Here is a 13,236-nt window from a genome sequence, read left to right on the forward strand (position 1 = left end):
GCCAGCTCTCTGTGGTGTGCACGGCTCCGTGGTGTTCACGGCTGAGCGGCGCCGGTCAGCCGTCGCGATGCTCGCTCGCGTACGACATCGGCGTCACTTGTATGACGCGCCGCGCGGCACCCGGTGATCGGTCGGCGGGAGAGTCCGGCTCGCGTGGGGCGTTCCACCTGGTCACCGGTGTGCGGCACCCCTCGTCCGGGGCGGAGCGAGGGGTGCCGTGGCCGTCAGGAGCCGCCGAGGTCGTCGCGGTGCCCCGCTTCGAGGCGGGGCCACTGGGGGGGTGGGGCGCCCGTCCGTGGTGCCGCCGACCTGCCACCGCTGCGCTCCGCCCCGCGCGGGCAGCGGCTCAGACGACCAGGACGCGGCGCCCGCGGGTGTGGCCCGCCTGGCTGTCGACGTGGGCGGTCGCGGCCTCGGCGAGCGGGTAGGCCCTCTCGACGGGGATGTGCAGCCTGCCCCGCGTGATGAGGTCGGCGGCCACGGCGAGCGCGTCCGGCACACTCCCGGCCACGCCGGAGAAGCGCACGCCGAACTCCGGCGCACCGAGGTCCGCGATGGAGACCACCTTCCGCGGATCGCCGGTCAGCTCGACGAGTTCGCGGATCACGCCCGAGCCGGCCAGGTCGAGCGCCGCGTCGACCCGGCCGAGCCGGCGCACCCGCTCGACCCAGCCCTCGCCGTAGGTCGTGGCGAGGGCGCCCAGACTCCGCAGGTACTCCTGGTTCGCGGCGCCGGCCGTGCCGATCACCGTGATGCCGCGGTCGCGGGCGATCTGCAGCACCGCCGATCCGACTCCCCCGGCCGCGCCGCTGGCCAGCAGCGTCTGCCCGGACCGCACCCCGACCTCGCGGAGGATGCGCAGCGCGGTCTCCACCACGGAGGGGTACCCGGCCGCCTCCTCGAACGTCAGGCCCTCGGGCATCCGGGCCCAGGCCGACAGCACGGTGAACTCGGCGTAGGTGTCGGTGCCTTCGCCGAACACCCGGTCGCCGACCTCGACCCCTTCGACGCCCGCGCCGACCTCGTCCACCACCCCGGCGGCGTCCAGCCCGACTCCGGCGGGCAACCGGATCGGATGGGCCCCCAGGACCTGGCCTTCCCGGAGCCGCCAGTCGACGGGGTTCACGCCCGCCGCCCGTACGGCGACGCGTATCCGGCCGGGGCCCGCGTGGGGCTCCTCGGCGTCGATGAGGTGCAGGACGTCCGGACCGCCGAACTCGGCGAAGCTCACTTTCTTCATGCCGGCGACCGTAACACTAACCGTTAGCTTTTAGAAACAGCTTCAGTTTCGTATCTGGTAGCGTGAGCGCATGACCGTGGAGCCCGGACGCCGTGCACGCAAGAAGGCCGCGACCCGCCGGAAGATCGCCGACACCGCCCTGCGGCTCTTCCTGGATCGCGGATACGACGCGGTGGGCATCCGCGACGTGGCCGCCGAGGCCGACGTCGCCGTCACCACGCTCTTCTCCCACTTCGCCTCGAAGGAGGCCCTGATCTTCGAGCAGGACGAGAACTTCGAGCAGCGCCTGGCCCAGGCGGTCACCGGCCGCGCGCCGGACGAGCCGCTGATCCCCGCACTGCACCGCGAGATCCAGGCCATGGTCCGGCACTGCACGGCGGACAGCGCCGCCCCGATCTGGCGGATGATCGACGAGACCCCCGCCCTGCGGGAGTACGAGGAGTCGATGCGGCTGCGCCACGCGGAGGCGCTGGCGACGGCCATCGCCGCCGACCCCGACCTGCCGCAGAGCACGACGGCCTGCCGGACGCTCGCACGGTTCGCGATCGACGCCTACGCGGTGGCCCGCGAGGAGGCCGACCCGCAGGCCGCGGTGGACGAGATCTTCCGGATGATCGAGGCGGCCTGGAAGGTCACCAGCCCGTAGCCTCCCCCCAGAACGGGCCGCGCGGGCGGGACCCCTCCCGCGGGCCGGCGGCACAATCGGGGTACCGCGCCTACCGCGGTGGCGGCTTCGGAGGGGCGATGAGTGACGCGTCGGTGTGCTGGAACTGCCGGGCCAGGCCCGCGCACCCGCTTGCCGCGCACCGGGTGCGCCTGAGCCGTGACGTGCGCAGGAGCTGGGTCGTCGTGGGGCACCACTACGAGTGGCGGTCCCGGGAGGTGTCGGTGCCCCGCTGCCCGCGCTGCCGGCGGATCAACCTCGCCTACGCGACGTACCACTCGGTGCTGAGGATCGGCGGCGGGTTCGTCGGGTTCCTCGCGGCGGCAGGCGCCATCGCCGCGCTGGTCGTCCATCACTACAGCGCGCTGGTCGTCGCCGGGTTCATGGCCGCCGCGCTGCTGGTCGTCCTGGTCCCGGCCCGGCTGATCATGTGGCGCCACCCGAGGAAGGAGCCGACGGAGTACCCGCCCGTGGCGGAGCTGATCGCCGCGGGCTGGCACATCGGGAATCCCTACTGACCTGGACCGGTGCCGGGGCGACGCGGGATCAGATCGCCAACAGCGTGGTCCACTTCTGCGCGCCGGTGTTGTCCACGGTGGACGAGCCGGGGTCGTCCAGGCAGCGGCCGGAGTGCGGGTTGCGGTAGCCGCCGTCGTTCGGGTGCGGCGCGTCCGAGAGGCCGGCGGCGGTCAGGGGGCGAGGGTGACGACGGCCTGGTTGCCCGCGCCCGCGGTGACGGTGACCGTGAAGATGCCGGTCGACGCCGTGTAGGTGACGGTGCCGACGCTTCCGGTCGTGGCGGTGGCGGTCGGCTTGCGGGACGCGTGGCCGTGCAAGGTGACCGGCCCCTCGCCCGCGGCGAAGGCGACCGTGGTGTGGACGCTTCCGTCGTCGCTCAGGTGCGGGATGCGCTTGTCGCCGTGCGCGACGAACTTCCCCGCGTCGCCCAGGAACGCGATCCCGGACCGGCCGACCGGGGCCACCACCCAGTACGTTCCGCTGGTCACCGTGGAACTCACCTTGCCACCCGCGGAGATGAGCGCGCCGGTGCCGGCGTAGTAGTCGTAGGCGTACGCGGCCGTGGAGATGCCGAGTTCGGCGAGGGTGAAGGACGCGGTCTGGACGGGGCCGGTGGGGATCGTGCCGGGGGTGACGCCGAGCCAGTCGATGTTCCCCCCGCTGGCGCCGGTCGCGGTCGCCCGTACGGTGTTGGCGCCCTTGGCCAGGGTCACGGTCAGCCCGACCACGGTCCAGTTCGTCCACCACTCCGTCGAGGGGAACGACAGCGCCCGCGACGCACCCCCGTTGACGCTGATCGCCAGCGGGCGGTCGGTGAACGAGGCGTTGGCGTAGCGGAATTGGAGGGTGTAGGTGCCGGCCGCGGCGGCTTGGACGGTCCACTGGACGTAGTCGCCGGCGGCGTTCTGGTAGTCGGCGTAGCCGGTGCCGGTGTAGCCGTCCTCGTCGCTGCCGACGACCGCCCCCGACAGCGTGGCGTCCTCGGCCTGGTAGAGCTGCTGGGGGGTGGGGGTCTGGCGGGCGTAGGCGAAGACGTATCCGTACCCCAGGCCGCCGGCGTGCTGGACGTGGGTCGCCGCGACCATCGGGGGGAGTTTCCCGGCCGCTTCGGCGACGTAGGTGGCGTCGGTGGGCACGATCGGCGTGTCGGGCTTGACGATGATCCCGTCCGCGCGGGCGACCTGGCGCAGGTGGCCGGCGTCGACCTTGCCCAGCGCGTCGCCGACACCGACCGGCCCGGCCGACAGGTTCGCCAGCAGCAGGTTGTCGATCTCCCCGCTGAGGAAGACATCGGCCCACGGCCAGATCCCCAACGCCCCCGCGAACTGCGAGTCGTACAGGAACTCGTCCCACTTCGGCCGGTCGAACCGGTCGTCCGAGACCCGGATCGTGGTCAGGTTCTGGTAGCGGACGCTCTGCAGGTAGTCGCGCGGCAGGGCCATGCAGTACTGCAGGTCCATCCCGTTCCCGGCGGCCTGGTGCGCCATGTTGTCGAAGAAGGCGTCGGCGTCGGTGAGGTTCTCCGCGGGCTTGGCGTTGTTGCACAGCCAGTCCTGCTCGTAGACGACCACTCCCCCCTCCCGCAGGTAGGCCATGACGCTCTGCCAGTACGCCGGATCGATGACGACGTTGTCGGAGAACCGGTACTGGCCGTGGTACGGGCTGGACTGGTCCATCCACCGCGCGTGCGTCACCAACGGCATCCCCAACTCCTGCTGGAAGGCGGCCAGTCCGTCCGGGAACAGCTCCTGGTCCGCCTCGTACAGCGACGTGCCGTCCGGCAGGTCGTCCCACTTCCCGTCCGGGCCCTTGGGATACCACCAGCTGTCCAACTGCATGTAGCCCATCGGGATGTTCTGCGCCGCCCACTCGTCCCGCACCGCCAGCAGCGTGCCCGTGTACCCCTTGGCCTGGTCGAACGTGTAGTAGTAGTCCGCGCCGTTGTCCGTCCAGTACCCCAGCGTGCTCAGCACCACCCCGGTGTCACTGGCCGGCACGGACTTGCCCGCGAGGGTCCGCACCGCGGAGCCCCACGCCCGGTACGCCGCCCCCACCCCCGCCTTCACCGACAGGACCGTCTGCCGCGAGTACCCGGCCGGCAGCGTCCCGATCGAGCCGAGCACCCCCGCCGCGATCGACCCGTCCGCGCCCTGCGAGGTCTGCGCCTCCTGGAAGTGGTTCGCGGCCGAGACCACGAACGTGTCTCCCGCGTCGTCGAAGAACACCCAGGGACTGTCCGACGCGCCCTCGAACGTGTTGAACTGCGCCCGCCCGAAGCAGTCACGGTGGCTCAACTGGTGGGCCAGCCGCGGGTATCCGGTGAACGTCGGAAACGGCCCCGCGTTCGCCGCGGCCGTCACGTAGGTGTCCGTGAAGACCACCGCCGACGCACCGTCGTAGACCCGGATACCGCCCTTCCGCGCACCCGAGCGGAACGTGAACGTCGTCTCCGTGTAGCCGCCCAGCGCGTCCGACCCCGAGCGGGTGGCGATCCCGGTCGCCGCCGAGCCGAGCGAACCGCTGAACGTCCACCCCAGCACGCTCGCCGTCACCTGCCACGTGCCGGACGCGTTCACGGTTCCGCGCAGCACCGCCGGCCTCGACGGTGCCGCGCTGCTCGCGCTCGCCCGCCCGACCGCTCCCGCCAGGGGAAGGGCCAGCGCGGCGGAGCCGACACCGGTGGCCCTGAGGAAGACGCGACGACTGAAACCGGTCATGGGGGGTGCTCCTCGTCTCGTTGCGGGCAGCGGAACGCGCGCGGTGGGGGCAGGCGGCCGTGTTTCGCTGAGGTGCTGGTGAGGTGCTGAGGAAGACGCGCGTGAAGGTCACGCGAAGGTCGTACGCCGTGAACGCGGCACCGGAGCGCGGCAACGGCCCGTCCGCTGCGTGAAGATGCGGTGCGCCCGGTGAGGGGATGACGCTCAGTGTGCAGTGGTGTCGCTTTTGAGGTCAAGACTCAAGACGAGGAAACACTTCCCCACATTGGTTCACTCATGTGAAGCACGGATCAGGGAGTGACCTCAACTCGCAGTCCAGAGCGACGTCTTGGCATCTCGACGTTCAATGAACCGACCTGAATTCATGTATGGAACCGCTGCCTCAGCCGCCACGGAACAGGGCCGCCCCCCTCCGACGGGAAGGGGCGGCCCTGGTGCACCTCCCCGGTGGTGGCCGGGAGGCGTGCTCCGAAGGTCAGTTGAGCACGTGCGCCGCGTCGACGCTGACCGCGGTCCCGGTCGAGGCCGACCGGGACGTGCCGCTGACCGTGAGGGTCAGCGTGTGGTGCCCTGCGCTCAGGCCGGTGCTGCTGAAGACGGTCTGCTGCGCCGCGGCGGTGGCCGCGTACTCGTCGATGCCGACGGGAGTTCCGCCGTCGACGGAGACCTCGGCCTGCCCCTGCGCGGGGCCGGTGGCCCCGACCAGCGAGACGCCGGTGCCGTAGAACTCGACGGTCGAGGTCGCCCCGGCCGAGGAGGAGGTGTGGGTGGTGGAGGTGTAGGCCGAACTGTCGCTGTTCTGCGCCCACGTCCCGCCGTAGCGGAAGAGGTCCTCGCCCTGGCCGTCGCCGGGCACCTGCGGGGTGGCGGTGGCGCCGCGGACCATGTCGGCGTCGTCCACTTCCATGTCCGCCTTCTTCCACACGTGCACGTAGCCGATCTGGCTGGTGGCGGGGAACCCGGTCGCCGTGGGGCTGGAGGTGTACGGCGAGCGGATGCCCTGGGACAGGATGATGTTCATGCCGGTCTGGTTGTAGTCGGTGTTGTCGTACGTGCGGGCGAGCACCCCGTCGACGTAGAACTTGAGGTAGCCCGGCCCCCACTCCAGGCCGTAGGTGTGGAAGGAGCCGTTGAGGCTGCTGCCGGCGGTGTGGTCACCGGTGTGGCTGGTCAGCGTCGTGGAGGTCGGCGACTTCCAGTTGTGGTCGGTCATGCTGACCCACTTCGGCGAGCTGGTGCTCTGGCCGATCTCCTCGATGTCGATCTCGTTGCCCCAGACCGGGTCGATGTGCTCCAGCCAGAACGCCGGGCAGGTGCCGGGGAACGCCGTGGCGGACGCCTTGATGCTCGCCTCCACGTAGCCGTACTTGATCGTGTCGAGGCTGATCACCCCGCCCGACTGGTAGGGGGTGTTCACCCGGGTCTCGAAGCCGGGGTTGGTGAGCAGGTTGGTGCTGCCGCCGTCCGCGGTGAAGCTCGCGTCGTCGAGCCGGGTCCAGCCCTTCTGGTTTGAGGCGCTCTTGAGCCCGACGCTGCACGACCCGCCGGTCACCTTGATGCCGCTGAGGGTGTAGAGCGTGTACGCGCCGTTGGACCTGGGGATGGACAGCGAGGTCGCGGTGTTGGTGGAGCCGCAGTTGTCGGCGACCAGGGACTGGGTCTGGTCGTTCGCCCCGCCGGTCCACACCCAGGCCGAGAAGGTGTAGGTGCCGTCGGCGAGGCTGCTCACCTTCTGCCGGGTGGTGACGTCGTAGCTCCAGTAGTTGTAGTGCACCAGCGCCGAGGAGCCCGAGCGGTGCTGGGTGGTGGTGACGTAGTCGGCGAGCGGCGACCACGAGTCGGCGCTGACGGTCTGCCAGCCGGCGGGCGTCTCGTTGAAGGAGTCGTTCGGCGCGTACTCGGAGTTGAGCGAGAGGTTGCCGCCGGACTCGGCGATGTCGCCGGCGTCCCAGCGCCACACGTCGCTGTAGGTGAGCGGCATCGGCTGCCACTTGGCGGTGTCCACGCTGGTCGCACCGAAGTCGTCGGAGTAGGCCGGTGAGTAGACCCAGTTGCCGGACCCGGTCGGGTCGGAGACGGGCAGCGGGTCGGCGGCGGTGGCGGGCGTGGCGCCGCCGGCGACGGTGAGGGGTATGAGGCCGGTGCCGAGCAGCGCGAAGGCGAGGGCGCGCGTGGTGAGGGTGCGCAGCGGTGATCTCATGGAGGGGTGGTGCTCCCTTCCGTTACTTTCCGGCGCCGAGGGTGAGTCCCTCGATGATTCGCCGGCCGAGCCAGATGTAGATGAGGAGCAGCGGGAGGAGCACGATCACGATCCCGGCGAAGAGCTGGCCCCAGTCCGCGCCGGTGTACTGGAGGCGCTGCATGAACTGGATGAGCGCCAGCGGGAGGGTGTCGTTGATCGAGCTCTGCAGGAAGACCAGCGCGAAGGTGGTCTCGCTCCAGTGGGCGACGACGTTGAGGATCAGCAGGGTGACGATCCCGGATCGCGCCAGCGGGAACATGATCGAGCGGAAGGTGCGCAGCGGTGAGGCGCCGTCGAGGGACGCCGCCTCCTCCAGTTCGCGCGGCAGCGAGGCGAAGAAGCTGGTCAGGAAGAACACGGCGAACGGCAGCGAGGTGCCGACGTAGATCAGCCACAGCCCGAGGAAGCTGTCCACCAGGCCGGCCTGGTTCATCGCCGCGTACAGCGGCAGCACCACCATCTGGGCCGGGACGCCCAGGCCCAGGGCGAAGCCGAGGGAGATGGCCCGGGTGCCGCGCACCTTGAACCGGGCGAGCGCGTACGCGGCCGGCGCGGCGAACAGTACGGTGCCCAGGGCGGTGGCGGTGACCAGCCCGACGGTGTTCACCAGCGCCACGCCGAAGTTGCTCTCCTGCCAGGCGTCGGCGAAGTTGCCCCATCGCCAGGTGTGGGGCAGCGACAGCGGGTTGCTGAAGATCTCGTCGGTGGTCTTCAGCGAGGCGAGCAGAATCCAGAGGACCACGAAGATGCTGAATCCGGCGATGATCCAGGTGGCGGCGCGCACCGCGGTGGTGACGGTGCTGCCGACCAGCGCGGGGAAGGAGCGGGAAGGGCGGGGGGACCGGGCGGAGCGGGAGAAGCGGGCGGAGCGGGAGAAGCGGGCGCGGGCGGGCTGGCGGGGTGTCACGGCGGTGGACCTCACAGTTCCACCGACTCACGGCGGAAGACGCGGCTGAGCAGGACGACGGCACAGGCGGCGAGCAGCATCGTCACCACGGAGGAGGCCGCCGCGGTTCCGTACCGGGGGGTGCCGACCGAGGCGAACGCCTCGGAGTAGGAGTAGACGGCGGTGTTCCAGATCTTCAGCGGCGGCAGGTAGCCGCCACCGCCGGCGAAGGCGTAGAGGAACTCGAAGATCTTGACGGAGCTGATCGCCCACAGGATCGCCGCGACCCCGACCGCGTCCCAGGTCAGCGGGAGGATGACATAGCGGAACCGCTGCCAGGCGTTGGCCCCGCTGATCTCGCACTCCTCGAACAGGTAGGGCGGGATACGGTCCGCGGCGGCCATCAGGATCGTGGTGTAGAAGCCGGTGTTGATCCAGATCAGGCCGACCAGGACGACGGCGAACAGGTTGTCCTCGGCGAGCCACTGGGGCGGGTGGTGGAATCCGCTCCAGCCGAGGATCTGGTTGATCATGCCGTCGTGCTGGAAGAGGAATCCCCACACGATGGCGAGCAGCACGCCCGGCGCGATGTTCGGGAAGAACACCACCATGCGGATGAACTTGCGGCCCCGCATGTCCCGCAGGGCGAGCATCATCATGAAGGCCAGCACGAAGGTCGCCGCGCCGACGCCGAACAGGATGATCAGGGTGTGGGTGAAGGACGACCGGAAGGTCGGGTCGTGGAAGAGCATGCGGAAGTTCTGGAAGCCGACCGGCTTGACCGGCCCGGAGCCGGACCACCTGGTGAAGGCGAGCCCCACCGTGATCAGGCCCGGGACGACCAGGAACCCGGCGTAGAGCAGGGCGGCGGGGACGACGAACCAGCCGAACAGGCGCCGCTTGGAGCGTTCGAGCGGGTTCGTGGGTGCCGAGCGTCCGGGCGGGGTGTCCTGGTCGGTGTTCCCGGCCGTCCCCTTCCGGACGGTGCGGTGGCGGTCCTCGGCGCCGCGGATGGTCGTTGTCACTGGGGTACCTCCGGAAGGGGGTTCGAGCCCGCAGCACGTACGGCCGCTGCGGTGGGGCCGGATCAGCCGTTGTTGGACCAGTACGCCGCGCTCCGCTCGGGCAGCTTGGCCGCGAAGTCCTTGGCGGAGGTCTTGCCGAACAGGAGGCTGTTCACCAGCGGTTCGAGCACCTTGGTGGTCCAGTCGCTCTGGTAGTCCACGAGCCCGTCGTACTGCCCGTGCAGCGGCTTGGTCGCGGCGTCCAGGTTCTTCTGCACGCCGGCCAGCACCGCGGGGGCGGCGATGTCCGAGCGCGGGGTCAGGTTGGCGGTGTCGGTCGCGATGGCGGCCAGCCGCTGCTTGTTCATGAAGTAGCTGATGAACTGCTTGGCCTCGGTGGCGCGGGCCGCCTTCTTCGGCACCGTGAAGCCGATCAGGTACGCCTCGGGGCTGCCGCCGTCGCCCGCGGCGACGTTCGGCATCGGGAAGAAGCCCGGCTTGAAGCCGCGTGCCAGGTAGGAGGCGGTCTCGGACGGAATCCAGGAGCCGCAGTAGAGGAAGTCGGCCTTGCCCGCGGCCCACTTCTGCTGGAGGGCGGGGAACTTGCTGCTGCTGTAGCCGGGCGCGAAGTAGTGCCGGGTGACCAGTTCCTCGATCCGCTGGGCGGCGGCGAGGATCGCCGGGTCCTTGAGCGCGTCGCCGGTCTTGTCGCCGGCCGCGGCACGCAGCTTGCCGGGGCCGAGCTGGTTCACCACCAGTTCGGCGAAGTAGTAGAGGTTGTACAGGGCGATGTCGCCGTCCTGGGCGATCGGCGCGCGGCCGGCCGCCTTGGCCTTCTGGAACAGGGCGGTCAGCTCGTCCCAGGTCTTCGGCGGGTCGGCGGCGATGTCGGGGTGGGCGGCGGCGTTGAACCAGAACCCGGAGGAGGCCACCTCGTAGGGGATCATCCAGGTGTCGCCGCCGGTGGTGACCAGGTCGGTGTAGGCGGGCTTGACGGCTGCGGACAGCGGCTGGGTCTCACCCTCGGCGGGCTTGCCGAGCACGTCGTTCAGCGACAGCGCGTTGCCCGTGCTGACCAGCACCGAGCGCACGTTGCGCTGGGCGCCGTCGATCAGGTCGAACGGGGTGGTGCCGGCGTTGAGGGTCGGCGAGATCTTGGCGAAGACGTCGCGGCCGCCCCACTGCACGTCGACCTTGATGCCGGTGTCCTGGGTGAACGCGGCGATCTGCCGGGCCAGGACCTTCTGCTGCGGCTCGCCCTCGCTCCAGCTCGACCAGAAGGTGAAGGAGCCCTTGGCGGAGCCGCCGGAGGATTTTCTGCCGCCGACCACGCGGCCGCAACCGGCCAGCAGCGGGCCAGCGGCGAGCGCGGTGACCGCGGCGGCGAAGGCGCGTCGAGATGTTTCAGGCATGAGCTGTCCTCAAGGGGAAATGGGGCGTGTGAGTGGGTGGTGCGGAAGATGCCGGGGCCGGGGCCGCCTCAGGTGGTGGCCACGGCGATCTCGGGCGCGCTGATCGCCCAGTAGCCGCGGGTGCCGGGGTCGACCAGCCGCCAGGCGATCCGGACCTGGCCCGCGCCGTCGGGGCAGTGTCCGGTGAGCGTCAGCGGCGTGCTGAGCTGCGACTCGGGCCGCAGCCGCAGCCAGAGCCGGTGGGTGCTGCCGTCGTCGAACTCGGCGTGCACGGTGGCGCCGAACTCGGGGATGGCGTTCCACAGGCGGTAGTGACTCAGGAACGACACCGTGAACCGCGCCCCCGGGGTGACCGGGGTCCACGGCGAGCGGAGGGTGGAGTCGAAGTCGCCGGTGCCGCCCCAGCGCCGGGAGTCAGCGACGGCGATCATGTCCCGGCTGCGGACGAAGGAGCCCCGGCCCCGGCCGCCGTCCTCGCGTGCCCAGTCCTGCTGCCGGATCAGCCGCCAGCCCCGGTATCCGGGATCGCCGGAGTCCGGGGTGCGCTCCAGCCGGGACCAGCCGGCCGGCAGCTGCCCGGTCGAGGTCGCGCCGTCCGGGACGGCGACGGTGTCGAAGGGGTCCTGGCCGGGGGTGCCGATCGGGACGCCGTCCAGGCCCCATGCGGGGTCCACCGGGATCGCGAAGTGCCGCAGGATCGAGGGGACGACGTCCACCTGCCGCCAGGTGCGGGCGCGGGCGGTGCCGGTGTCGATCCAGGAGGCGCTCGCCGCGATCCACGCGGTCCTGGTGGTCTCCTCGTCGCCGCCGTGCAGATCCCCGGTCTGGCCGTGGTCGGTGGCGACCAGGACCAGCCAGTCCTCCTCGGCGTGGGTCGGGCGGGCCCGCACGGCGGAGAGGATGTCGCCGATGTGGCCGTCGACCCGCTCGATCGCGGCGCCGTACGCGTCCGAGTCGGACCCGACGGCGTGACCGGTGGCGTCGACCTGGTGGAAGTAGGCGTAGGCCAGGTCGAGTTCCCGGTCCTTCAGGGCGTGCACGAGGTCCCGGGTGGTGGCGGCGTCGTTGCGGACCGGGTCGCCCTCCTCCGGCTGGAGCCTGGTGGTGGCCGACGCGATCAGGAAGTCGTTGATCGGCGCCCAGTCCGCGCTGCTGAACGTCACCAGGTCCGGCCGCAGTCGGCCGATCCGCGTGAACAGCGGCGGGTACCGGGTGAGGTCGTGGCCGGCGAACTCGTTGTCGAACACCAGGTGCTTGTCCGGCCAGACCCCGGTGTGCAGGCTCGCGTGGCCGGGGCCGGACACCGGCAGCGTGAGGGCGGTGTCGGTGATGTGGGAGGGGGCCAGCACGCCGGCCTGACCGACCGAGTCGATCGCCGGGGTGCCGGCGGCCGTCAGCCGGTCGTAGCGGGTGCCGTCCACGACGATCAGCAGCGCCTTCGGGCGCCGGCCCGCGGTGGTCGGGTCCGCTATGGGTCGGGGGGTGCTCATCCGTGGGATCTCCTCGCGGCTTGGTGGACGAGCCGGGCGAAGAACTCCGCCTGGGCCGCGGTCTGGTAGTCCCCGCCGCCCTCGTGGCCGTTGTGTCCGTAGACGTTGATCGACTTCTCGACCGGACGCGCGGAGCGCGCGCCGTAGCGGTTGAACGCGGCGTACACCGACGAGGGCGGGCAGGTGCGGTCCATCAGCCCGACCGAGAACAGGGCGGGGGCGCTCGCGCGCCGGCCGAGCAGCGCGCCGTCGAAGTAGGACAGGGTGCGGTAGACGGTCTCGGTCCGGTCCCGCCACGCCGCGAGGTACGCGGTCACCTCGTCGTAGGGCCGCCGGTCGGCCAGGGCGACCGCGCGGGGGAAGGCGCACAGGTACGGCACGTCGGCCGCGACGCCCAGCAGGTCCACGTCGACGTGCGCGGCCAGCGCTGCCGCGGCGAGGGCGATCCCGCCGCCCTGGCTGGCGCCGGTCACGATGATCCGGGCCGGGTCCACCAGTTCGGTGGCCGCGGCGGCCTGGAGCAGGCGGGCGGCGTCGGTGTAGAGGCGGCGGTAGAAGAACGTCTCCGGGTCGGTGATCCCGAGCGTCAGGTAGCCCGGGGCGTGCGGCAGTCCCGCCGCCGCGTCCGGGTCGGGGGTGCCGGCGCCGGGCCCGCCGGAGCCGCTGCCCTGGCCCCGGTTGTCCATCGAGAAGTGCGCGTATCCGGCCGTGGCCCACAGCAGGTCGGTGTGCGGGAAGCCCCGGCCGCGCGTGTGCCCGTGGTACTGCACGACCGCCGGCAGCGGGCCCGTCGCCCCGGCCGGCACGGTCAGCCACGCCTTGATCGGGGCGCCGCCGAATCCCGCGAAGGAGACGTCATAGGTGTCGACGAGCCACCACGGCGTCTCCACCTTGGCGAGGGCGAGGTCCAGCGGAAACGCGCGGGTGGCCGCGATGGTCCGCTCCCAGAAGGCGTCGAAGTCCTCGGGCTCGGGGAGGTCGCCGAGGTAGCCGGCGAGTTCGGACGGTGGGAGGTCGAAGAGCGGCACGGGAGGGGCCTTTCACCGGGCTGAGCACGTCTCG

General features: G+C 71.3%; 10 protein-coding genes. 2 read left to right on the forward strand and 8 right to left on the reverse strand.

Annotated features, from left to right (window positions below):
- Positions 1-346: 346 nt before the first annotated feature.
- Entirely contained in the window at positions 347-1,240 is an 894-nt protein-coding gene (locus ACIPAE_RS29290; RefSeq protein WP_402449184.1) for an NADP-dependent oxidoreductase, read from the reverse strand.
- Positions 1,241-1,310: 70 nt separating this feature from the next.
- Here ACIPAE_RS29290 and ACIPAE_RS29295 point away from each other — a divergent pair, with 70 nt between their 5' ends.
- Positions 1,311-1,886 (forward strand): TetR/AcrR family transcriptional regulator, encoded by a 576-nt coding sequence (locus ACIPAE_RS29295; RefSeq protein ID WP_402449186.1) that lies wholly within the window; start codon positions 1,311-1,313, stop codon positions 1,884-1,886.
- Positions 1,887-1,984: 98 nt separating this feature from the next.
- Positions 1,985-2,422: a hypothetical protein gene (locus ACIPAE_RS29300; protein ID WP_329372531.1), complete on the forward strand. Its 438-nt coding sequence runs from the start codon at positions 1,985-1,987 to the stop codon at positions 2,420-2,422.
- Positions 2,423-2,593: 171 nt separating this feature from the next.
- On the opposite strand, the gene ACIPAE_RS29305 is transcribed toward ACIPAE_RS29300, so the two are convergent.
- The 7 genes from ACIPAE_RS29305 to ACIPAE_RS29335 form a co-directional block, all read right to left on the reverse strand.
- Positions 2,594-5,140 (reverse strand): CBM35 domain-containing protein, encoded by a 2,547-nt coding sequence (locus ACIPAE_RS29305; RefSeq protein ID WP_402449189.1) that lies wholly within the window; start codon positions 5,138-5,140, stop codon positions 2,594-2,596.
- A 475-nt stretch (positions 5,141-5,615) separates the two neighbouring features.
- Positions 5,616-7,340, reverse strand: a complete 1,725-nt coding sequence (locus tag ACIPAE_RS29310; protein ID WP_402449191.1) for a family 16 glycosylhydrolase — start codon at positions 7,338-7,340, stop codon at positions 5,616-5,618.
- 22 nt (positions 7,341-7,362) lie between these two features.
- Positions 7,363-8,289, reverse strand: a complete 927-nt coding sequence (locus ACIPAE_RS29315; RefSeq protein WP_402449193.1) for a carbohydrate ABC transporter permease — start codon at positions 8,287-8,289, stop codon at positions 7,363-7,365.
- 11 nt (positions 8,290-8,300) lie between these two features.
- Positions 8,301-9,293: a carbohydrate ABC transporter permease gene (locus ACIPAE_RS29320; protein ID WP_402449196.1), complete on the reverse strand. Its 993-nt coding sequence runs from the start codon at positions 9,291-9,293 to the stop codon at positions 8,301-8,303.
- A 62-nt stretch (positions 9,294-9,355) separates the two neighbouring features.
- Positions 9,356-10,684, reverse strand: a complete 1,329-nt coding sequence (locus ACIPAE_RS29325) for an ABC transporter substrate-binding protein (RefSeq protein WP_366411194.1) — start codon at positions 10,682-10,684, stop codon at positions 9,356-9,358.
- Positions 10,685-10,752: 68 nt separating this feature from the next.
- Positions 10,753-12,174, reverse strand: coding sequence for an alkaline phosphatase family protein (locus tag ACIPAE_RS29330; protein WP_402449199.1), 1,422 nt, complete (start codon positions 12,172-12,174; stop codon positions 10,753-10,755).
- Positions 12,171-13,202: an acetylxylan esterase gene (locus tag ACIPAE_RS29335; RefSeq protein WP_402449201.1), complete on the reverse strand. Its 1,032-nt coding sequence runs from the start codon at positions 13,200-13,202 to the stop codon at positions 12,171-12,173. Before ACIPAE_RS29335 ends, ACIPAE_RS29330 begins: the two co-directional genes overlap by 4 nt.
- Between the last annotated feature and the right edge of the window lie 34 nt (positions 13,203-13,236).

It is taken from the genome of Streptomyces sp. NPDC087270 (assembly GCF_044744625.1).
GTDB lineage: Bacteria > Actinomycetota > Actinomycetes > Streptomycetales > Streptomycetaceae > Actinacidiphila.